This window comes from Devosia rhodophyticola (assembly GCF_028816475.1).
Lineage (GTDB): Bacteria > Pseudomonadota > Alphaproteobacteria > Rhizobiales > Devosiaceae > Devosia > Devosia rhodophyticola.
In genome coordinates this window covers 2,172,585-2,194,722 of the sequence record NZ_CP118247.1, presented here as the reverse complement: position 1 = coordinate 2,194,722, position 22,138 = coordinate 2,172,585, and the positions used below count along the sequence as shown (strand labels likewise).

At 55.4% G+C, this 22,138-nt stretch carries 17 protein-coding genes; 2 read left to right on the top strand and 15 right to left on the bottom strand.

Translation table 11 applies throughout. The features are described 5' to 3' along the window. Positions 1-156 precede the first annotated feature (156 nt). The 14 genes from PSQ90_RS10785 to PSQ90_RS10720 all read right to left on the bottom strand — a co-directional run bounded on the left by PSQ90_RS10785 (position 157) and on the right by PSQ90_RS10720 (position 19,780). On the bottom strand, positions 157-1,251 hold the full coding sequence (locus tag PSQ90_RS10785) for a glycoside hydrolase family 117 protein (protein WP_282210321.1): 1,095 nt from the start codon (positions 1,249-1,251) through the stop codon (positions 157-159). A 116-nt stretch (positions 1,252-1,367) separates the two neighbouring features. Continuing rightward, the gene (locus PSQ90_RS10780; RefSeq protein WP_282210320.1) at positions 1,368-2,456 is read right to left on the bottom strand and encodes a glycoside hydrolase family 117 protein; all 1,089 of its coding nucleotides are present in this window, start codon (positions 2,454-2,456) and stop codon (positions 1,368-1,370) included. 135 nt (positions 2,457-2,591) lie between these two features. Continuing rightward, on the bottom strand, positions 2,592-3,695 hold the full coding sequence (locus PSQ90_RS10775) for a glycoside hydrolase family 117 protein (protein WP_282210319.1): 1,104 nt from the start codon (positions 3,693-3,695) through the stop codon (positions 2,592-2,594). Between the two features lie 21 nt (positions 3,696-3,716). Further along, positions 3,717-4,739, bottom strand: coding sequence for an ABC transporter ATP-binding protein (locus tag PSQ90_RS10770; RefSeq protein ID WP_282210318.1), 1,023 nt, complete (start codon positions 4,737-4,739; stop codon positions 3,717-3,719). Position 4,740: 1 nt separating this feature from the next. Further along, positions 4,741-5,829 carry an ABC transporter ATP-binding protein gene (locus tag PSQ90_RS10765; RefSeq protein ID WP_282210317.1) on the bottom strand — a complete coding sequence of 363 codons (1,089 nt, stop codon included), beginning with the start codon at positions 5,827-5,829 and terminating at the stop codon, positions 4,741-4,743. Positions 5,830-6,296: 467 nt separating this feature from the next. Further along, positions 6,297-7,409, bottom strand: coding sequence for an ABC transporter permease (locus tag PSQ90_RS10760; RefSeq protein ID WP_328517546.1), 1,113 nt, complete (start codon positions 7,407-7,409; stop codon positions 6,297-6,299). A gap of 13 nt (positions 7,410-7,422) precedes the next feature. After that, entirely contained in the window at positions 7,423-8,424 is a 1,002-nt protein-coding gene (locus PSQ90_RS10755) for an ABC transporter permease (RefSeq protein WP_282210315.1), read from the bottom strand. 67 nt (positions 8,425-8,491) lie between these two features. Further along, a complete protein-coding gene (locus PSQ90_RS10750) occupies positions 8,492-10,498 on the bottom strand; it encodes an ABC transporter substrate-binding protein (protein ID WP_282210314.1) in 2,007 nt (668 codons plus the stop codon). A 382-nt stretch (positions 10,499-10,880) separates the two neighbouring features. Next, positions 10,881-14,108 (bottom strand): error-prone DNA polymerase, encoded by a 3,228-nt coding sequence (locus PSQ90_RS10745; RefSeq protein WP_282210313.1) that lies wholly within the window; start codon positions 14,106-14,108, stop codon positions 10,881-10,883. After that, positions 14,105-15,517 carry a Y-family DNA polymerase gene (locus PSQ90_RS10740; protein ID WP_282213033.1) on the bottom strand — a complete coding sequence of 471 codons (1,413 nt, stop codon included), beginning with the start codon at positions 15,515-15,517 and terminating at the stop codon, positions 14,105-14,107. The genes PSQ90_RS10745 and PSQ90_RS10740 overlap by 4 nt, the downstream gene beginning before the upstream one ends. A gap of 52 nt (positions 15,518-15,569) precedes the next feature. Further along, positions 15,570-16,328, bottom strand: coding sequence for an ImuA family protein (locus PSQ90_RS10735; RefSeq protein ID WP_282210312.1), 759 nt, complete (start codon positions 16,326-16,328; stop codon positions 15,570-15,572). A 540-nt stretch (positions 16,329-16,868) separates the two neighbouring features. Further along, positions 16,869-17,648, bottom strand: coding sequence for an ATP-binding cassette domain-containing protein (locus tag PSQ90_RS10730; protein WP_282210311.1), 780 nt, complete (start codon positions 17,646-17,648; stop codon positions 16,869-16,871). A gap of 1 nt (position 17,649) precedes the next feature. Continuing rightward, complete coding sequence (locus tag PSQ90_RS10725) at positions 17,650-18,771, bottom strand: ABC transporter permease (protein WP_282210310.1); 1,122 nt, start codon at positions 18,769-18,771, stop codon at positions 17,650-17,652. Between the two features lie 58 nt (positions 18,772-18,829). Next, positions 18,830-19,780 carry a sugar ABC transporter substrate-binding protein gene (locus PSQ90_RS10720; protein ID WP_282210309.1) on the bottom strand — a complete coding sequence of 317 codons (951 nt, stop codon included), beginning with the start codon at positions 19,778-19,780 and terminating at the stop codon, positions 18,830-18,832. A 184-nt stretch (positions 19,781-19,964) separates the two neighbouring features. On the opposite strand from PSQ90_RS10720, the gene PSQ90_RS10715 reads away from it, so the two are divergent. Together PSQ90_RS10715 and PSQ90_RS10710 are read left to right on the top strand one after the other, a co-directional pair. Further along, positions 19,965-20,129: a LacI family DNA-binding transcriptional regulator gene (locus PSQ90_RS10715; RefSeq protein WP_282210308.1), complete on the top strand. Its 165-nt coding sequence runs from the start codon at positions 19,965-19,967 to the stop codon at positions 20,127-20,129. Then, positions 20,060-20,974, top strand: a complete 915-nt coding sequence (locus PSQ90_RS10710; protein WP_282210307.1) for a LacI family DNA-binding transcriptional regulator — start codon at positions 20,060-20,062, stop codon at positions 20,972-20,974. Before PSQ90_RS10715 ends, PSQ90_RS10710 begins: the two co-directional genes overlap by 70 nt. Here PSQ90_RS10710 and PSQ90_RS10705 read toward each other — a convergent pair. Next, positions 20,971-22,131, bottom strand: coding sequence for a Gfo/Idh/MocA family protein (locus PSQ90_RS10705; protein WP_282210306.1), 1,161 nt, complete (start codon positions 22,129-22,131; stop codon positions 20,971-20,973). The genes PSQ90_RS10710 and PSQ90_RS10705 overlap by 4 nt on opposite strands. Positions 22,132-22,138 lie beyond the last annotated feature (7 nt).

Below are 22,138 nucleotides of genomic sequence, written 5' to 3'. Positions count from 1 at the left end.
CTATCAACAAACTCGATCTCGAGTTCAGGCCGCGAACGCCTCAGTTTATCCCACCACTCTTCCTCCCGTGCGCGATCACTCAAAATTTTTGACAGCATTGCTTCGGCAACAAGTAGGCGCATTATGTTTTGTCCTGACGTTTCAACGAGGGGAAGCCTAAAACAGACTGGCAACGTTGGATGCTGGATATCCAGAACCAACGCGATTACTTTGGCGAGGATCAAGATCGAAACGCATCAGGCAGTTCCACTTTTCCGCTCTCTGATCCAAATGACACAAACCCCATTGAATGCCTGCAAGTGGGTGTGCCTCCTCCTCACCGGAGCGGAAAGCGCCACCGCCCTGCGGCGTGTTATTGACGTGCGCCATCAACTCGAAACTGACTCCATCCGCCGCCCACTGGATGGTGTCCTGCTCCGGCCCATCTCTGTTCAACAGGGCGGCGATGCCTCCGTTGTAATGCCAAAGCATGGTTTCGTGGCCGCTATTGGTGATCGGGTTCAGAGGCGAGTGCGTGTAGGGGCCTTCCGGACGAACCGATGTTGCAACGCCCCACCGGGTATCGGGGCCCGAATGCTTATGAGGGTTCACCCCGCTTACAGCATCGGCAGCTGAACCACACTTGTAGTAAAGCCAGAACGCGCCCTTGTAGAAATATAGGCTCGGATCGTGCGTTACCCCAACGAACGTGCCACTATTGTAGCTATCGTCGTTGCCGAACCAGTCCCCGTTCTCCATAGGAGTTAGAATTTCTTCGCGGAACTTGCGCCATGGCCCGGCTGGCTTGTCCGCAATCGCCATTCCGACGCTCTCTGATCGGCCAGTGAAGTAGGACGCCTTGTCCGACTGTGTCTGATACACCATGTAAAATTTGCCCTCGTACTCGAGGACGTCTGGCGTGCATACCGTTCTTGCGTCGAACGACCCCTTGGGACCGCGCTGAACCGAAGGTCCCTGCTCCTGCCATACGATGCCGTCGAGGCTGGTCGCGTAGTAAATGTCGGCAAAATCCCAAGGATACAATTTTGCTCGACCCGCGCCGGCGCTTTGACGACCGAAATGGGGCCCAGCTGATCGTGTGTAGTAGACGTAATACAAATCATCGACCAGCAGCACGCTACTTGGATCCCGGCGGTGAATGCCAACCTCAGGGCCCAGTCCTGCGATCGGCGTATAGGTAAAATTGCCGTACCACTCAGCCCCATTTTTTCGATAGTTTGCCGCACGCTGCGACGCAAGACTACGAGTCATACTCGAGTATCCTCATTAAGGTTGACGGTAAGGTCGGGGGACATTTTCACGCGATTTCACCCTCAGCAGCAGTCTTGGAGCGCCAGCAGGTAATGTTCTGCGGCACCCCAATGTGGCTAGATCTCACCAATGGTGGATTTGGCGTATCCCATTGCGATCGAATGGCTATGGCGCGGATCCACATCAAACCGAACCATATAATTCCATTGTGATCCCTGCTGGTTCAAATGGCACATTCCCCAACGAATGCCATCAAGCGGGTGCCCGTCGGAACTGGCGGGGCGGTACGCGCCTGCGGCCTGCGGCGTGCTGTGCACATGAGCCATGATCGAGAAATTGATCCCATCGGGCGCCCATTGGATTGTATCGGACTCCGGGCCATCGCGGTTCAACAGAGCCGCGATACCACCCTTGTAGTGCCACAACATCGTTTCATGGCCACTGTTGGTGATCGGGTTGAACTCAGAATGAGTATAGGGGCCCTCGGGTTTATCGGACATCGCCACACCCCAGCGAGTGTCGGGGCCGGCAAACTTGTGTTTGCCGCCCTGCATCTCCTTGGTTGACCCGCACTTGTAGTAAAGCCACCACTGGCCTTGATAGAAAAACAGGCTGGGGTCGTGCGTTATGCCGCCGAACAGGCCGCTATTATAGTTGTCGGATTTTCCGAACCATTCCCCGTCGTCCATGCGTGTGAGGATTGGCGTTTCAATTTTACGCCAAGGTCCACGCGGGCTGTCCGATATTGCCAGGCCTACCCGCTCCGAGCGCCCCGACGCATAAGGTTCCTTATCGGATTGCGTTTGGTAGACGAGGTAATATTTTCCCGCATGCTCCAGCACATCGGGCGTGCAGACGGTCCGGGCATCGAAGCTGCCGGGTTCACCGCGTGCTACCGCCGGCCCTTGCTCTTCCCAGACCATGCCGTCGGCACTCGTAGCGAAGTAGATGTCAGCGTAATCCCAGGGGAATATTTTATGCTCGGTTCCATCACCGACACCTCGACCAAAATGAGGGCCGACAGATCGGGTGTAATATACATAATAAAGCCCATCGACGCGAATAATCGAGCTGGCATCCCGGCGATGTACACCCGGTTCATACCCCAGCCCGATCAACGGGGTGTAGCTGAAACCGCAATACCATTCGCCCTGTTTTTCCGGATAGTTTTCGGCGCGTTTTGTGGCTAGGCTCAGTGTGGTCATCTCTTCCTCCGATGGACTTTACAATCGTCTTGTTACAAATTGAGAGCAGACGTCGCCGCGCGATGCAGCGGTGCGCTGATCGTTCCACTCCCCCTCACGGTATTTGGCGCAAGTTTTTTTGGTGCGGTTGCGGGCCTAAAAAATGCCGCCCGCACTTGAAGGTGGATAGGAAAAACCGACCCTGTAGCCCTGTCGTTGGTCGGCATCAAAACGCATCAGATAATTCCAGTGCGCGCCGCGTTCATCAAGATGACATAGACCCCATTGCATGCCAGCGAGTGGGTGCGCTTCCTCTTTTCCGGATCGGAAAGCACCGCCGGCCTGCGGCGTCGCGCTGACATGGGCCATAACCTCGAAGTTGATCCCGTCAGGTGCCCACTGGATCGTATCCTGCTCCGGACCGTCCCGGTTCAAAAGCGCAGCAATGCCATCGTTGTAATGCCACAGCATCGTCTCATGTCCGCTATTGGTAATCGGGTTCAGAGGCGAGTGTTGATAGGGACCATCAGGGTTGGCAGACGTCGCCACACCCCAACGGGTATCTGGTCCGGAGTGTTTGTGGCGCTTGGGGCCCTCATCAAACGACGCCCCTGAGCCGCATTTGTAATAAAGCCAGAACTCACCCTTGTAGAAATAGAGACTTGGATCGTGCGTTACACCTGCAAAATTACCGCTGTTGTATGTACCCTCGCCGCCAAACCACACACCATCGTCCATAGGTGCGAGAATCTGTTTGTCCACCTTGCGCCATGGGCCGGTTGGGCTATCAGCGATGGCCATGCCGATATTTTCAGAGCGGGCAGAATCGTAAGAGGATCGATCGGACTGCGTCTGATAGACCAGATAGAACTTTCCCTCATGCTGGAGCACATCTGGGGTGCACACCGTGCGTGCATCAAACGAACCTGCTGAGCCCCGCGTGATCGCCGGTCCCTGCTCCTGCCACACGATACCGTCCTTGCTGGTGGCATAATAGACGTCGGCGTAATCCCAGGGGAACAACTTGTTGGTTGCTGAACCAAGCTGGCCCCGGCCGAAATGAGGGCCACTTGAGCGCGTGTAGTAGACATAGTGCACCCCATCGACCAGCAGGATGCTGCTGGGATCGCGTCGATGAATGCCGACTTCAGGACCAAGGCCAACAAGTTGGGTATAGGTAAAATTGCAGTACCAATCCGCCCCTTCGCTCCGATAGGTCCCGGCGCGCCTGGACGCAGCACTCAAGCTCTTTTCTTGCACTATTTCCTCCAACAAGAATGATCAGACCGCACCCACAAGGCTGAGTTCTTCAGCCCGATGGCACGCAGCCAAATGATTGTTCTGCAGCGCCCGCAATTCGGGTCTCTCGGTTCGGCACTTGGGAATTGCGTATTTGCAGCGATCACAAAACGCACAGCCCGGCGGCACATTTGCCGGATTTGGCACTTCGCCATCCACTGCCGCCTGTCGCTTGACGTCGGGGTCTGGGCTTGGAATGGCCGAAAGCAGCATTTCGGTGTAGGGATGCATCGGCTTCTCAAACATTTGGTCGGACTCGGCCAGCTCGACCAGCCGACCCAGATACATCACCGCAATGCGGTCCGAGATATGGCGCACCACCGACAGATTGTGTGAAATGAACAGGTAGGTAATACCCAATTCCTGCTGCAAGTCCTTGAGCAGGTTCAATATCTGCGCCTGAACCGACACATCAAGCGCCGATACCGCCTCATCACACACCACAAGCTCGGGATTTGTCGCCAGCGCGCGCGCAATCCCGATTCTCTGCCGTTGCCCGCCGCTGAACGCGTGGGGATATCGGTTGAGGAATTTAACCTCCAACCCAACCATTTCCATCAGTTCGGCGACGCGCTCAGTAAGCTTCTTCCCCGAAATGCGACTTTTCGTCGTCAATGGTTCCGCAATGATGTCGAAAACCGTCATTCTGGGGTCAAGCGATCCATAGGGATCCTGAAACACCATTTGCATTTGCGCCCGCAGGTCGCGCAACGATTTGGTATCCAGCTTCAGTATGTCCATATATGTGCGACCGTTGAGGAACTCGATTTTGCCCCCGCTCGGCTCGATGGCGCGCAGAATGCAGCGGCCCAACGTCGTCTTCCCACACCCACTTTCGCCAACCAGTCCCAGCGTCTCGCCACGTTCCAGAGTAAAACTGATCCCGTCGAGCGCTTTCAATTCTGAGGGCGGCTTGAACCAACCCCCATTGACCGGATAATATTTCTTCAGATCGTTAACGACCAAAAGCGGCTCATTGCCAGTCTCTTGAGATGAAGCTTCCATCTTATGCGGCTCCAGCAATGTCATGTGGTTTTGACGAATTTTCCGCTTCGGTCTTGTCGCTGTGCAGGAAGCATCGAACATCGTGTCCCGACGATAGCGGCGTCAGCGCTGGAATATGGACATCGCACTTTCCCTTGATCGCGAAGTCGCAGCGGTCAACAAAACCGCACCGGCGTGGCGGATCGATCGGAACCGGAACGCTGCCGCGAATTGTCTGCAATCGATGGCTTGATTTATGGGCCATCTGCGGCACGCTGCCGATCAGACCCTTGGTATAGGGATGCTGTGGATTCTTGAGTACCTGGCGAACCGAACCACTCTCAACCACCCGTCCCAGATACATGACAGCGACCGTATCGGCGACCTCGGCGACCACGCCCAGATCGTGCGTGATATATTGTATCGCCATATTGAACTCGCTCTGGAGGTCCTTCATCAGCTGCAGAATTTGCGACTGAACGGTGACATCAAGCGCCGTCGTTGGCTCGTCAGCAATCAGGATCGAAGGGTTGCACGACAGTGCCATGGCAATCATGGCGCGTTGGCGCATGCCGCCCGACAGGTGATGCGGATATTCCCTGAAGCGCTGTGCCGGGTTGCTCATTCGCACCCGATCCAGCATTTCAAGCGCAATTTCCTTGGCTTCCTTCTTATCCGTTGTGCGGTGCAGCAGGATCGCTTCGGTAATCTGATCTCCAATTGTGTGCACGGGCGAAAGCGAGGTCATCGGCTCCTGGAAAATCATACTGATGACGCCGCCGCGGACCTTGCGCAGAGCTGCGCCGCCCGGATGCATTTTTGCCAGATCAATCGGCTTGGAAAAATCACTACCGTGCCAGGTTTCCACCCGCGCCTCGGGCTTGAGTTGGCTCGGATCAAGCAGGATTTTGCCGTCGGTTATGACGCCCGGTCGCGGAATGATACGCATTGCGGCGCGCGCCGTAATGCTCTTGCCAGATCCACTTTCCCCAATGATCCCCAACGATTTGCCGGCACCAACTGAATAGCTGACGCCATCGACCGCCTTGAGTGTTCCCTTGAACAACGGGAAACTGACCTTCAGGTCCTCAACTTTGAGCAAATCGTCCATTCGTTACGTCCTCCCGACACGTTAAGACCCGGCATCTCGCCGCGTCGGCTATTGTCGTTCCGCACCGCCCGCAAGCGGCCTGAATTTTATCAAATCCCGGCTCATTGGGGGTCTGATATGTCTGACCAGCTCATGCCTGCCCACTGCCGCCTGACGTCTTTGAGTTGTCCCACCAAAGCGCCCCGCGTCTCAGGTCCGTCCACCAACGGCGTTCGCTCGAAATAATTGATCAGGCGTTTCGACCGTGCCATCGCAAACCATTTCCCCGCACGCCCGCCGCCAGCCCTGACAATCAGCTTCCGCCGCCAAGCGAGAGGTGCCGCGCCGGTCGAAAGCATATATTCGGCCTCATTGTGCTTACGCCAAACCAGATTTCTGAAAACAAATTCCGAATACCACCGTAGGAAAAAGAACAACAGACTGAGCGAAACAATAACAAACAGAGTAAGTGATAATATTAGCAGCATTTATTTGTACGGATCTGCCGCATCCCTCAAACCATCGCCAATGAAATTGTAGCAAAGAACCGTCACGACGACGAAAATTCCAGGGATCAGCAACCATGGACTTTCCGAGAGCGCTCGCGGACTTTGCGCTGTTTGCAGCAGTACGCCCCAACTCACGGAAGGTGGCTTGATGCCAATCTGCAGGAAGCTAAGTGCGGTTTCGGCCAGGATCATGCCCGGAATACCAAGACTGATGCTGACGATCAGATAGCTCGCAAAGGACGGCAGGATGTGTCGAACGATGATTTTCATCGTCGGCACGCCCATCAACCGCGCTGCCAGCACAAAATCGGATTCGCGTAGCTCCAGCGTCTTGCCGCGCACGACGCGCGACAGATTTGCCCACCCCACCATTGATAGGATGAGGGTGATGCCGAAAAACACCTGCGTGCTGCTCCACGTCGATGGCAGCGCGGCCGCCAACGCCATCCAGAGTGGAATTGTAGGAATGGCCAGCACGAACTCAGCCAGGCGTTGGATGAAGATGTCAACCTTACCGCCAAGATACCCCGATAGGCCACCCAGGGTGCTGCCGATCAGGAAACTCAGGAACACCCCGATAATGCCGATGAAAAGCGATATCTGGCTCGCCACCAAAGTGCGCGAGAACATGTCACGCCCGAATTCATCTGTCCCAAACAGGAACCATTTGCCTTCACCCTCAACTCCGATGAAGTGGCGATCCAGGTTGAACAGGCCAAATAGTTTGTACGAATGTCCCTTGGGAAACAGCGATAGCGAATATTTTTGGGTTGTGTCGTCCTTATAGATCGTTTCCCAGGTATCAGGGTCAATATCTGAAGCAATGCCATAGACAAAGGGACGAAGACTGAAATTCCCCTCCGTATCCACAAAATGGATGCCTTGCGGCGGGGCCAGCACATAGTCCTGATGATATTGATCGGGTTCGTTCGTCGCAAAAAACGACGAAAATATCCCGAGAATATAAAGCATAATCAGGATCGCCGAGGCGACCATCGCCAGCTTGTGCTTACGAAATTTATGCCACATCAACGTCCATTGCGACGCAAAGTAGTCGTCGTTCGCAATGTCTGCCTCTGGCTCTATCGCCAATGTTTCTGTGTCACTAGCCACGGTCAGCACTCTTATCCAGTCGAATTCGTGGGTCGACAGTCACCAACAGGAAGTCAGCGAGCGAACTGCCGATCACAACCAGGAAGGTCATCATCATGAGTATCGAGGCGGACAGATAAATGTCCTGACTGATCAGCGATCGCAAAAGCATGGGACCGGCTGTCGGAAAACCCAGCACGACTGCGGTAATCGTTGCGGCAGATATTGTCGCCGGCAGGATCATCGCGAATTCGCTGATGATCGGATTGAGCGCCAGCCGCACAGGATATTTGAATAGCAACGCCGTCTCGTCGACACCCTTGGCGCGCGCGGTAACCACATACTGCTTTTGCAGTTCATCCAGTAGAGAAGCGCGCATCACGCGGATCAGACTGGCCGACAGGGCGGTACTGACCACGAGGACCTGCACCGGCAGATGCATCATCATGTCGATGAACCGCCCAAAGCTCCACGGCGCTGCGAGATATTCGGAAGAAAACAGACCGCTTAGATCGACATTGAACCAGCGCAGCCCGAAAAACAGGATGACAACGGCAACCAGGAAATTGGGTGTCGCCAGCCCCAAGAAACCAAAGACGGTAACGACATTGTCCCCAATCGAATATTGATGGGTCGCAGAGTAAATGCCGATTGGAATGGAGATCAGATAGGTAAAAAACACGATGATAATGGCTATGAACAGCGTCAAGACCATCGGTTCAGCGATCAGGGAAGCAACCGGGCGTCCCCACTCGAACGAATATCCGAAATTACCGACGAAAAAGCCCGAAATCCACTTCAGATATTTCATGTGGATGGGCAGATCCAACCCGTATTGTTGGGTCATGGCCGCAATTTGCTCGTCAGATAGCGCCGTACCAGTCTGCTCAAGCTTGGCTATCACTGTGGACAGGTAGTCGCCCGGTGGCAACTCGATCACGAGGAATGACACCATCGAGACCAGTACCAATAAGACCAGGGCATAGAATATGCGATAACCGATGTAGCGCGCCATCACAGCCTCCCGAATTTGAAGACCGCGCCGCCCCATCGCGAAGAGGGGGCGACGCTATTGTTCGTATTTACTGCTTCAACCAGAATTGCTCTGGACGGAACTGCACCCACTGGCGATAAGTCCAGGACCACAGCCCGCTGTCATCGGGCGAATTTTGCAGTTTGGTGCTCGTAAGGACCGGCTGCGGAGGCAGACCAACGGTACCGATCACGTAAAGATTCTTGATCTGGGTTGTGAAAACCTTCTTGCCCAGTTCAGCAAACTTTGGATCATCAAGGGTAAGTTTGAGCATCTCGTCGTAATCGGCAGCAGCTTGTTTCACGTCTTCTGGCGGCTCAGTCCCCTTTTCGCCATTACTGTCGATCCAAGTCCGCCATTCGACTGCACCATCAGCGTAAGGTGCAACCCACCGCACCAGATCGCTACCGGCCCAGATGCTAATCTCAGAGACGTCATAGGCCCATGCTGGCACGTCCAGTTGACCTGCTTTACGCTGCTCCCGGAAGAGTTGGGTCTGGATCATTTTGAACTGGGTGCGCACACCCACTTCGTTCCAGTATTTGGCGACCAACTCCATGGATTTAACCCATGCAGGCTCGGGAGCGCCTTCAATCATTTCGAGCGTGAACGGCTTGCCGTCGGGTCCCAGGCGGAAGCCGTCACCATCGCGCTTGTCCAACCCCGCCTCGTCCAACAACTTGTTGGCAAGGTCGGTGTCATATTGAGCGTAATAATCCTCCATCCAGTCTTCATAGAAGCTATCGTTAGGCACAGGGACGGCCTGGCGCGGCTTCGCCTTGCCGAAATAGACCAATTTGTTGATCTCGTCGCGATTTATGGCAACGGACATTGCCTCACGGAATTTGAGATTCCCGAACACCTCGCGCTTGATCGGGTCCGGGTGGGTAACGTTGAAGGCAAATGTTATTTCATTGCCACGCAGATATTCGAGTAGATTGGTGCGATAGCCCCCGGCTGCCTCACCTTTCTTGTAGGTGGTGTAATTGGCCAAAGCGCCCCACCCGAAGTGCGTATAGTCCCCGGCCATCGCGCGCAATTCCTGCACGTCGATATTGGCCACCAAAAGTCGATGCATTCCATCAACATAGGGCAATTGATTGCCGGCAGTATCAACTTTGAAATAGTATGGATTGCGGGTAAACGTCTTGTTGCCCGAGGAATCAATTGAACTATAGACATAGGTTTCAATCGTTGGCTGACCCGGGTCCAGATCGGAATCCCCGTACCAAGTATAGGTGTAAGGTTCCAGTTTGGCCAACATCATGGCCTTCCAATTATCGTAGCCCTGTTCCTTTGCCAGCTTTTCTGCATCTGGATTGGTAGTGAGATGGAATCTTTCCAGATAATGCTTGGGAACAATGCCGGTGTAGGCCCGCTCGGTGGCGAGCTTTGCCAGAAATGCGGGATTGGACGCAGCAAAAACCCACTTGAACGTATAGTCGTCAACGCGTTCGAATTTGACGAGTTCGCCGCCCGCGCTCCAATCGGCGCTCTGCGCTGGGGTAACATCGGTGTCCGTCAGGACGCGGTCGTAAAAAAACTGGACGTCGTCAGTTGTAACCGGCTCACCATCAGACCACTTCATGCCTTCACGCAATTTTAGCGTTATGGTTTTGCCATCTTCGGAGAGGTCAAACGATTCAGCGATATTGGGAATGATTGTCTTGTAGTCAGTGTCATATGTCAGCATCGGCTGAATACGCATTTCGAGCGTATCCCAGGAGCTTTGGTTGGGCACAGTGGCAGGACTTGAAAGCATGCCGCCATATTCACCAATTGAAACAGCAGGCCGGACAATTGCCGGGTGCATAGGCAGCCGCTCTGCAACGGGCGGCAACTTTCCCGCTTCGACCTCGGCAGTCAATTTAGGAGACTCGTGATAGGCCGCTATGGCAGAACCGCCAGCGGCCTCAAACGCCTCAATGTTGGTGAATTGCTTGGCAAGCCCGTCCGTGGATACCGCCTGCGCGTAAACCTGTCCGCCTGCGGACAGTAAAAATGTGGCGGCAACAAAGCCCGCTCGGGCTCCCCACCGGCTGAATATGCTGGTCATCGCATCCTCCGTTAATGCCAAACATTGAGCGCCCCCAAATTGAATCGAGGGTCACACCCGTACTGCCCTGACTCCTCTGTCACCAGCAGCTTGATGGTATTGGTAGACAATTTGCCTACTTTGGTCTAGCCAAAATATTATGTGTTGGGGATAAAATTTTGCAATTTCGCCATAGTTGGTACCAATTTTGCTATTTTGGCCTTACTCGAGGTCACGATTCAATGTTTTGGTAGAGTTATAGCGTCTTGAGATTTGTTGAAGGGACGCCTTGTTGGTAGGAATTTGCGTTCTTATGGCGAGAACCGCGATGTGCGGGACCTGTTTTCTGGCGTTCACCGAAGGTAATTCGAGATAGAACGCACAAATTGTCCGGCCCAGAATCCTAATGGAAATCCCGCGAATTTGGTATGACACGGACATTGCGAGGATGGGTTGGGCGGTAAAGGGTGCGCGCTGTAGACTGCGTGTTCGTCAACGCATCCAATTCATACGTGCGGTCATAAACTGCCTGAGCCATGAGATGGATGACCCCTTCAGCACTTTTTTGTACCTTGCCCTCAATCAGCATCAGCTTCGCGCCCATGATGGCGCGGCGATATCGTTCAAAACGACGCGCCCAGATAAGTGCATTGGCAATGCCCGTCTCGTCTTCCAGGGTCATGAAAATGGCGTTCCCTTTGCCGGGGCGCTGTCGGATGAGCACAACTCCGGCCACCCTGACATGCGCGCCATCTGCCTGATTGGCAAGATCGCCGCAGGAGAGGATATTTTCCTTGCCAAACTTGCCGCGCAAGAATGCCATCGGGTGCGCTTTCAATGACAGGCGTGTGGTCTGATAGTCGGCAACCACATGCTCGGAAAGCGGCATTTGAGGCAAATCTGTGAATGGTTCATCGCCAAGCTCACGCGCATCGGCAGCCGCAAAAAGCGGCAGGGGATTGTCGTCAGGCAAACGTCTGATTGCCCAGAGCCCGGCGCGGCGATCCAGATTGATTGACCCAAGACCGTCCGCGTCAGCAAGCAGTTTCAGGCCATGCTTGGGCAAACCCGTCTTGCGCCATAAGCTCTCGACACTGTCGAACTTTGCGGTGCGCAGTCGCATGATGTCGGCAGCCCAGCTTTTCTTGAACCCATCAATCTGGCGCATCCCCAGCCGCAATATCATCGCTCCATCAGCCCCAATTTCAATAATATTGTCCCATTGGCTGGCATTGATATCGATGGGACGAACCTCAACGCCATGCTCGCGAGCATCGCGAACAATCTGTGCAGGCGCGTAAAACCCCATGGGCTGGGCATTAAGCAAACCGCAGGCAAACACGGCCGGGTAATGGTGCTTTAGCCAAGCCGATACATAAACCAGTTTGGCAAACGAGGCGGCATGGCTTTCGGGGAAACCATACTCGCCAAAACCCTTGATCTGATTGAAACACCTTTGGGCAAATTCCGGGTCATAGCCGCGTCGCACCATGCCATCGACCATCTTGCCTTCAAATTCGCTCATCGTGCCTAAATGACGAAAGGTTGCCATGGCCCGACGCAGACCATTGGCTTCGTCGGCGCTAAATTCAGCAGCAACCATGGCAATCTTCATCGCCTGCTCCTGAAAAAGCGGCACGCCAAGAGTGCGATGCAGGACCTGGTGGAGCTCATTGGGATCATGAGGCGGCGCAGGCGACGGATAGATCTCGGCTTCCTCGTGATTGCGACGGCGTAAATAAGGATGCACCATGTCACCCTGAATTGGCCCAGGCCGTACAATGGCAACCTGAATGACCAGATCGTAAAATTCCTTGGGACGCAGACGCGGCAGCATATTGATCTGGGCCCGACTTTCGACCTGAAACACCCCGATCGAATCTCCCTTTTGCAGCATCTTGTAAACGGCAGGATCTTCCTGTGGCAGCGTTGCCAGATCATAGTTTCGTCCGGCATGGGTCCGGATCAGATCAAAACATTTGCGGATGCAGGTGAGCATCCCCAAAGCCAGCACATCCACCTTCATCAGTCCCAATTCATCGATATCGTCCTTGTCCCATTCAATAAAAGTGCGATCATCCATGGCGGCATTGCCAATCGGCACGATTTCATCAAGCCGGGAGCGGGTTAGAACAAAGCCACCCACATGCTGGGACAAATGGCGCGGAAACCCAATAAGTCGCCCGGTCATTGCCACGACCTGCTCAATGAGCTTGTTGCCGGGATCCAGCCCCGCCTCTCGCACCCGCAGATCGCTTTGCGACTTGCTCCAGCTGCCCCAAACCGTACTTGCCAGTCGGCTGGTAATATCTTCGGTCAGACCAAATACCTTGCCTACTTCGCGAATGGCGCTGCGGGAACGATAGGTAATCACCGTGGCGGCAATGCCGGCCCGATCCCGACCGTAGCGCTGATAGATATGCTGGATAACCTCTTCGCGTCGTTCATGCTCAAAATCGACGTCGATATCGGGCGGTTCCTTGCGCTCCACTGATATGAACCGGGCAAACAGCAAATCATGTTCGGATGGATCGACCGCAGTAATGCCCAGGGCATAACAGACCGCAGAATTGGCCGCCGAACCGCGGCCCTGACATAAAATGCCTTGATCCTCGGCGTACCGCACAATGTCATGGATGGTCAGAAAATAGCGCGCATAGTCCAGTTGCGCGATCAGCGCCAATTCCTCATTGAGAATTTTAACGACCTTGGCTGGAATGCCCTGGGGATAGCGCCATGCCGCACGGCGCCACGTCAGCTCTTCAAGCCAGGCCTGTGGCGTTCTTCCCGGCGGCACCGGCTCCTCGGGATATTGATAGGTAATTTGATCCAGCGAAAATTCGATGCACCCTAGAAAATCGTCAATCGCCCCGAGCGCTTCAGGCATATCGCGAAACAACCGTGCCATTTCGTCGGGAGACTTGAGATGCCGTTCGGCGTTGGCATGCAGCAGCCGACCAGCCGAGGCCAAGGCAACCCCTTCACGAATGCAGCTTACAACATCCTGAAGACTGCGCTGGTCTGCATTGTGATAAAGCACATCATTGACCGCGATGAGCGGGGTGCCGGTGGCTTGGGCAAGAGCATTCAAACGGGCTAAACGGGCTCGATCATCACCTTGGAAATAAAACCCAGCCGCCAGCCAGACGCCCCCCGGGCGCGCATGATTGAGGCATTGCAGGAGCGCGCTTAATTGCGGGTTCACCTGGCTCGGCATGACAATAAGCGATAGCCCGTCACAATGGTTCAAAAGATCTACCAACCGCAAAATACAGCCAGCTTTTTCCGCCTTCAGCTTGCCAAGGCTAAGCAGACGACACAAATGAGCCCAACCAGCGCGGTCTTGAGGATAGGCAAGAATGTCGGGGGTGCCATCATTAAATACCAGCCGGCTGCCCACCACAAATTTGAACGGCATCGGCGTATCGGCGCCATATGCCTGGGCATATTGTGCCCGCGCTTTGTTGAACGCACTATAGGCGCGCACAACACCAGCAACCGTGTTGCGATCAGCAATGCCCACGCCTTTATGTCCAAGCTCAATCGCAGTCTTGAGAAAATCCTGTGGATGCGAGGCGCCACGCAAAAAGGAAAAATTGCTGGTGACCGCCAGTTCGGCATAGTCGCTCATGCAAAAACTCCATGCAAAAACCAGCTGGGAATGAGCGATTCGGTGCCATAAAGCCCTTCGCGAAACACCCAGTACCGCCGCCCCTGCCGATCCTCGATACGATAATAATCGCGTGTCATGCTGGTGTGGCTGAACCCGTTATTGTGCCACCATTCAGCAGCAATACGCTCAGGGCCCTCGGCACGGCCGATTTCATGCAAAACCTGACGCCAGCGAAACCGCAATGGCGGACCATCAGGCACTTCGGCCAGCGCTTCAATTGGTTGAGGCGGGTTAAACAGATGAATGGGACGAATGGGAGCACCGCTGGCGGAAAACATATCCCAACCGACACCTGGTTTGATCGGTGCCCCCTGAGCCGGGATCATCTGCATGGCACTTTCAGGAATATGGGTATCAACGGCTATGAATTTTTTGACCGCCTGACTGCCAAAACGGACGCTGAGGCGATCAGTGAGCCTCTCAATCTCTTCTTGTTGACGCGCAATATTGTCAAAGCTGGTCTGAAGCGAGGAAAAGCTTTCAATATTGCTGGCACTTAACTGGATCATATCAAACCCGAAACCGGGGTCGAACGGATCGGACAGGGATGCCAGGCGCTCATTGAACAGGCGCATGATGATTTGTGGATCACGTTGCGCATTGCCCGTTTCAATAGCGATGCGAAAGACATGCCCATCGGCACGAAAAAACACGGCTTCATAATAGCGGCCGCTTTGCCCCTGCCTTTCAAGCAAATTGGCAAGGTGCTGGGCCAGCGTATCAAGGGTCAGGGCAATATCGTCCTGAAGCCCTATAGGGTCGGCAAAGCGCTGCTCGACCCGATAAGGCGGCACAGGACGACGAGGGGTAATGCGCGCATCCTTTTCACCCAATGTGCGGGCCAGTTGCAGAATGAGGCTTTCACCAAACCGGGCGGCAAGGGGTTGGCGAGGGCGCTCCGCCAAATCGCCTATGGTTTTAAGTCCAGCCCGGAACAGACCCGATATCGTATCGGGACTGGTGCCGAGCGCTACAACTGGCAGAGCCTGCACAGCCACTGCCTCAGTGCCGGGCGCAGCAATTGCTTGCCCCCCGAAACGGGCCAGAGCACGGGCGGCATCGGGCGTACTGGCAATGCTGGCGTGGGTCTCAATTTTCGCCTTTTTTAGCCGTTCCAACAGATCGGCACGCAGATTGTGCTCGCCATCGAACAAATGCGCGCACCCTGTAATATCCAGTACCAGCCCATCGGTTCCATCAAGGGTCGTTAATGGTGTGTAACGGTCACAAAAATCGGCCAGCGCCACAAGAAATGTCGCGTCTGCTGCCTCATCCATGTCCTGTACATCGAGCAAGGGGATACGGGCGCGCGCATCAGCCAAAGCCAATCCGATGGCCAAGCCAAGTTTTTGCGCCCGCCTGTCCACCGCTGCAATGCGCAAGGCGCCTTTGACTTTGCTAACAAAGACCCGGGGCAGTTCATGAGGCGCGCGCCCGCTGGGGGGCGTGCTGAGTTCGCGACGCTGCTGGCGCTGGTAGCGGTCCGCGCACAGGAGGGGAAACCAAAGGGCCAGATAGCGGCGTGAGGACGGTCGGTTGGCGGAAAATACGGTGTTCATGGTCCCACTCCAATTGCCAGCTTTGGCCTGCTGGGCCAGAGCGTTGGCGCAATAGGGTGATATTGAAAACTGGCAGACCCGGCCCATTGGCTAGCCCCGGCCTTGATGCTGCAGTCCCAATCTGCCAGCGGGTTTGGGCCGCGCTATGTTGTGGCTCTATGCCAGGACGGAGCAGAAATACCGGTACGCCAGATTGGGTCGCCGCCAGCGCCATACGACGCGTTGCGGTAAAATCGAGCGCTTGGGGCTTTCCCCATGGCTCAAGAATAACAGCGCCCAATGCGGTGCATTTCATGGCTTCGAGCCCGGCTCGCAACAACTCAAGAGTGTCGCGCAATTCAACCAGGATCATCTGGTCGGGATTCAAGCCCAGCGCCTTAAGCCCGGGGGCATAAAGGTTGCCTGTGGCATAGCCGGAACTGGTTTGACGCACCCAGACAACAGGTTGGGCTTTTTCCACAGCGCGCAACGCCAAGGCTATCGCAAAACCGGCAGCAGCACCGACATCGGCGGGATGGCTGGTCAAAATTTCATGAATTGCTCCCCGCTCCAGCCCAGCGCCGAGTACTGTGTCGATGGGCGAAAAACCCAAGCCGAACTGTTGGGTAGAATCGCCCACACAACCGCTCCGCTCCAAGGCATTCAGCTCTTGGCGCAAGGCTGCAATTCTGGTTTGTGCGTTTAGCTTGTTCTTCATTTGTTCTATTACAGCGCCATCGCCGTCAAGAGTCAATCCAGATTCACAATCCGGTTAATCGATGCCCAAATCAGAGCCGAGAACAGGCTCGTTCGTACTCGAAATGACACCATTTTGGCGCGCTGCACGCAGGTCTGCCCTGTACTGTGCGGGAGACGTAGACACCTATCGGAATAATAACTTCGTTATCAATTTCCGCGTCAAACATCGCACCAGTTAAGCAGCGAGGATTTGCCCATGCGTGGCGACCCAAAACGACCCGGCGGGCAGTAATTTGCGTTGGCTGGAGTTTATAATTCATCGGCAGCGCTACCATCAGCGAACCCTATATCGCTATCTGGCCAGTCAGGCCGATCCAGGACGGACGTTGCAGAACGGCAAAATCGCACTGAGTCGGCAGGTCGCGATTTGCACAAAAGAGCTCGCCGACATTATCTGCTCAGATAAGACCTCACTACATTATTAGACAGTGCCACTCAACGAGCCTTCCAGCGTTGCCAACTCCTGCCCGCCTGCCATCATGTCTTGGAGTTCCTCTGAGGTAATTTCACCTTTGGGCGCAGTGCCCAACGTCTTGCCGCGGTTAAGCACGGTAAACCTGTCGCCAACAGCCATCGCATGCCGGACATTGTGGGTGATGAAAACGACGGCTACGCCCTTCTTGCGCACCTTGTCGATCGTCGCCAAGACATTGGACGTCTGACGAACGCCCAGTGCCGAGGTCGGCTCGTCCAAAATCAATACCCTGGCACCAAAATATACAGCCCGCGCGATCGCAACCGTCTGCCGTTCACCCCCCGAAAGCGTGCCAACCGCCTGATCCGGGCCGCGCAAACTGATTCCCATCTTTCGCATTTCAGCCATAGTGACCTCATTGGCCAGTTCATGGTTGAAGAACTTGATCGGCCCACGCCCGACCAACGGCTCATTCCCCATGAAAAAATTACGGCTGATCGACATCAGTGGGATCATCGCCAGATCCTGATATACCGTAGCAATCCCGGCATCGATGGCATCGCGCGGCGTGTCGAAGCTAAGGGGGGCCCCATCGAGCAATATCTCACCCTTGGTCGGCTTGTGCACGCCCGACATTGTCTTGATGAACGTGGACTTCCCCGCACCGTTGTCGCCGAGGAGGCAATGGCATTCACCTGGCACCACCTCAAGCGACACACCGGCCAGGGCGATAATTTGACCAAAGTGCTTTTCGATATCTTTCATTTCGATCACGGGTTTGGCCATTTTACCGCTCCCCGGTGATCAAGCGACGGATATAGGTGTTCAGCACCACCGCAAGCAGCAGGATAAGCCCCAGGAAGACTCGGAACAGCGAACTTTCGACACCCGCAAAGAACAGGCCCTGTTGCACGACACCAAAGATCAGCGCACCAAGTCCGGCCCCAATGATCGATCCATATCCACCGGTCAGCAACGCGCCACCGATTACAACCGATATGATCGCCTCGAACTCCTTGAGCACGCCGCGGTCGGCGCCGGCAGAGCCAAATTCCATAACCTGACACGTCGCAAGGACGGTCGCGCAAAACGCTGTGAAAACGAACATCAGGATTTTGACGCGATTGACCGGCACACCGACGTAACTTGCCGCCCGGGCATCACCGCCCGACGCAAATATCCAGTTGCCAAACCGTGTCCGGGTCAACAGCACATGGGCAAAGACCACCAGCACTAGTGCCCAGACAATCAGCGCCGGAACACCGTCCACAATCGGCTTACCCGCATTGACACCACGGTCGTAGACCTCAATCCAGCCATTGTCTCCCATCCAGGAAAAAAGCGGTGTGAGAACCTTGCCGCCAAACAATGACGCCAGCCAATCGCCATCCGCCGCTTCGCGAATGCCGCCAATGATGGTTTTGCGCTCCAGCGTCTGCGGCACGAAGATGGTGAAGCCGCGCAGGATGAATAGCAGCGCCAGCGTCACGATAAAGCTAGGTAATCCGGTCTTGACGACGATGAAGCCATTGAGGGCGCCGATCGCAAGACAGATGGCAAAAGTTACAAGAATGGCCGCCCACATCGGCCAACCAAATGTCACCGCGAGCAGAGCGATGGACATGCCTGCAAACCCAATCATGGAGCCTATCGACAGATCGAACTCGCCTGCGATCATCAGCAGGCACGCGCCCACCGCAATGATCGCGAACTGCGCAGAAACCGTTGACCAGTTCAGAATGCCTGCCGCCGAAAACATGCCCGAATTTGAGGCAAGCAGGGCGAACATGGCAAACACCACCACCGTGCCGAAAATCGCGCCCAGTTCGGGGCGCAGCAGCGCCTTCCGAAGGGGTGAGGTGGTCTTGACGCGTTCGTCGCCTGAAACGACTGTCGCCGGATCCGACATGTTTTTCCTCCCAGATAATTTGAGGGGCAGCTAATTGATAGCCGCCCCGTCGCGAAGTCTAGCGGTACTCGCCTGCGAATTTTTCCACCATTTCCAGGCCGTCCTTGGTTACAAAACCCGGGCCCGAATTGATGTTGTTCCCCGGCAGCACGCCGTAGCGATCATAGTTAGTCAGAATGATCACAGGCAGATAGGCCTGCAGGAACGGCTGTTGGTCGATACCCCACTGGATAACGCCCGATTTGATGGCCTTGACGATTTCGGTACCTAGATCGAAGGTGCCAAAATAGATCTGGCCAGCCATGCCATTTTCCTCGAGCGCCAGAATTGTCGGATCAGCCGAAACCGGGCCCAGTGTGATGATGGCGTCGACATCGGGATTGGCCGAAAGATAGGCCAAGACACGGTTTTTGATTTCTGCGGGATCCTGTCCCACATCGATCATCGAGTCGCCAAGATCAATTCCGAGACCATCGGCGAAGCCACGGCACCGCTCGGCCACCGCAGCGTTGGAAATGACGTGATTGACGCAAACGAAACTTTCGACCCCATCGCCTTTGGCCCGCAGACCGGCGGCGAATCCAGCATCATACTCTGGCTGACCGACAAACATGAGCGCGCCAACTTCACGCGCCTGTTCGGCCGAACCTGAATTGATGATGATAACGTTGATGCCCTGATCAACAGCCGCACGAATGGGACCGCTAAGTACATCAAAGTCGGCAAGCGTAGTGATGATACCATTAGGACCAGAGGCGGCTGCCTGATCGATCAGGCGTGCCATGTCGCCAAGGTCGCCGGTGGGTGGATTGCGGTATTCAACCTCAACCCCCATCTGCTCGCCAGCAAGGGCAATCCCGTTCTTGATAGTGTTCCACCAGCTGTCAGAGTCCGGTGCATGACTTACCAGGATATATTTTTCACCCTCAGCGTTCGCCGTAGTCGTGAAGGCAAGCGGCGCGACGGCAATGATGGCCGTCAGAGCTAGGGCCTTAAACATCGATTTCATGAATTCCTCCCAGAATAATGTCGGCGTTTCGACCGAAAAAGGCGGTTCCCTCCGCCTTCAGATCGCCAGTTATGCACACCAAAACGTATTTTGCAATCGGTTGCAAAATATCCCATACTAATCACACTGAACGCGGTTGAATTAATGTTGTAAGTATCGCGCCGTAGCTCATGGAGAAAACGCGATGATACCGACGCTCAAGGATGTAGCCGAACGCGCTGGCGTTTCCCGCTCCGCCGTTTCGCGCTGCTTCACTGAAGGGGCGTCGGTTTCAAAAAAATGCGCACCAAGGTGGCAAAGGCCGCGACCGAGCTCGGTTACAGCCCCAATATCCTGGCGCGAAGCCTGACAACGCGGCGTACCAAACTCATTGGGTTGGTGTCGAGCAACTTCAAGAACCCCTACTTTCTGCAGGTCTTTGATTTATTCACCCGTGGATTGCAGGATCGTGGTTTGCGGCCGCTGCTGGTCAATTTGTCCAATGAGACTGACCCGGCAAACTCCGTTCAGATGCTGCGGCAATATTCCGTCGACGGCGTCATTGTCGCCTCCTCCACTTTGCCGCAGGATTTTGCCAAGGCTTTCCGCGCTGCCGCCATACCAGTCGTACACACCTTCGGGCGAAAATCAGGTTCACCCGAAGTGCACGTCGTGGGCATCGACAATCAATATTGCGGCCAAATGGCAGCCGAGGAGTTTCTGGCACGCGGCTATACTAACGTGGGTTTTTTGGGTGGCCCCGAATACGCATCCTCAACAAGAGATCGCTGGCTTGGCTTTTCAAGCGAACTGGCCAAGCACAGGAATGTCACCGTGTCATGCTCCTTTGCCGGGGCCTATACATTCCCCGCCGGTCGCAAGACGATGTCGACGCTTCTGCGCAAAACACCCGCACAAGCCTATTTCTGCGGCGACGACGTCCTTTCGATCGGTGCTTTGAGTGCAATTCGCGATGCAGGTCTCAGAGTACCCGAGGATGTTGGCATCCTCGGCCTCAACGACATGGAAATCGCCGGCTGGGAGTCGGTTCAACTGACAACCATTCATCAACCCGTCGAAGACATTGTAAATTCTTCGATCGAGTTGATAGCGTCGCTGTTGGAGACGCCCACGCGGCGCCCCGAATCGCGCACCTTTGCCTGCCATGTGGTGGAGCGCGGAACCTTGCGGCCCCGCACGCGCCCAACGGCTTAACCGCGCAACATAGGTGGCCGCGCATCCACCCATTCACCATTGGATCTGGCCGAGTAAACTGCACCATGAACCGCAGCCATCGATCGCAATCCGTCCACGGCCATGGGGCAAAGCATAGCGGCCGGATCGGCCGGTCGACCTTGTTTGGCGGCACCGATCAATTCGGCAAGATCCGAGTATATATTGGCAAACGCGAGGGGCATGCCCTCGGCGTGCCCCACCGTCACGCGACTGGAACGATCAGCTTCAGGCGACAGATTTGCTTCACCGCGCTCAATGATTTGCACCCTGCCGCCTACAGGGGTCCAGTACAGCTGGTTCGGTTGCTCCTGAGCCCACCGCAATCCGCCCGTTTCACCAAACACCTGAATCGTCAGGCCGTGTTGGCGCCCGATGGCCACCGATGAGGTCCATAACCGGCCAACCACCCCGCCGCTCATGCGGAAATTGACCATTGCATCGTCCTCCAGCTCCCGTGAACCAATGCACGACGCAAAGTCGGCCGAGAGCTTTTCAACTTCTTGACCTGTGACAAAACTGGCCATGTGCAACGCGTGAATGCCACAATCTGCAAACTGCGCTGAAACACCCGCCTGGGCTGGGTCATAACGCCAGCGCACCCGCGGATTGTCGGCATCTGCGGCGTTGGCATGATGCCCGTGCGCAAATTCGGCGACCACCAGCCGTACATTGCCCAGATCGCCCCGGGCCACCATGGCGCGCATATGGCGGACCAGCGAGTAGCCGGTATAACCGTAATTGACAGCACAGATTGTGCCAGAGTTGGTGGCCGCGCGAACGATTTGCTCCCCTTCCTCAACCGTCATGGTCATCGGCTTTTCACACAGCACGTGAAAACCAGCTTCAAGAAATGCCTTAGTGATTTCGAAGTGCGTAGCGTTGGGCGTCGCCACAGTGACCAGATCGACCCTGTCCCGGCGCGCACTCTCCCCAGCCAACATTTCTCGCCAATCGCCATAGGCGCGATCGGACGCTATTCCCAGGCTTTGAGCATAGGCCCGACCGGCCTCAGCATTATGGTCCAACGCCCCCGCGACAAAGGCAAACGCGCCATCCAGCCCGGAACCCAGGCGATGCGCTGGACCGATCTGGCTGCCCTGCCCGCCACCAATCATGCCCCAGCTCAGCTTCTTCATTTGATCA

What these genes read in the sequence shown, in the direction of transcription:
- PSQ90_RS10785 (WP_282210321.1), bottom strand. Translation starts at nt 1,251, where the DNA reads ATGACTCGTAGTCTTGCGTCGCAGCGTGCGGCAAACTATCGAAAAAAT.
- PSQ90_RS10780 (WP_282210320.1), bottom strand. Translation starts at nt 2,456, where the DNA reads ATGACCACACTGAGCCTAGCCACAAAACGCGCCGAAAACTATCCGGAA.
- PSQ90_RS10770 (WP_282210318.1), bottom strand. Translation starts at nt 4,739, where the DNA reads ATGGAAGCTTCATCTCAAGAGACTGGCAATGAGCCGCTTTTGGTCGTT.
- PSQ90_RS10765 (WP_282210317.1), bottom strand. Translation starts at nt 5,829, where the DNA reads ATGGACGATTTGCTCAAAGTTGAGGACCTGAAGGTCAGTTTCCCGTTG.
- PSQ90_RS10755 (WP_282210315.1), bottom strand. Translation starts at nt 8,424, where the DNA reads ATGGCGCGCTACATCGGTTATCGCATATTCTATGCCCTGGTCTTATTG.
- PSQ90_RS10750 (WP_282210314.1), bottom strand. Translation starts at nt 10,498, where the DNA reads ATGACCAGCATATTCAGCCGGTGGGGAGCCCGAGCGGGCTTTGTTGCC.
- PSQ90_RS10745 (WP_282210313.1), bottom strand. Translation starts at nt 14,108, where the DNA reads ATGAGCGACTATGCCGAACTGGCGGTCACCAGCAATTTTTCCTTTTTG.
- PSQ90_RS10730 (WP_282210311.1), bottom strand. Translation starts at nt 17,648, where the DNA reads ATGGCCAAACCCGTGATCGAAATGAAAGATATCGAAAAGCACTTTGGT.
- PSQ90_RS10725 (WP_282210310.1), bottom strand. Translation starts at nt 18,771, where the DNA reads ATGTCGGATCCGGCGACAGTCGTTTCAGGCGACGAACGCGTCAAGACC.
- PSQ90_RS10720 (WP_282210309.1), bottom strand. Translation starts at nt 19,780, where the DNA reads ATGAAATCGATGTTTAAGGCCCTAGCTCTGACGGCCATCATTGCCGTC.
- PSQ90_RS10715 (WP_282210308.1), top strand. Translation starts at nt 19,965, where the DNA reads ATGATACCGACGCTCAAGGATGTAGCCGAACGCGCTGGCGTTTCCCGC.
- PSQ90_RS10710 (WP_282210307.1), top strand. Translation starts at nt 20,060, where the DNA reads ATGCGCACCAAGGTGGCAAAGGCCGCGACCGAGCTCGGTTACAGCCCC.
- PSQ90_RS10705 (WP_282210306.1), bottom strand. Translation starts at nt 22,131, where the DNA reads ATGAAGAAGCTGAGCTGGGGCATGATTGGTGGCGGGCAGGGCAGCCAG.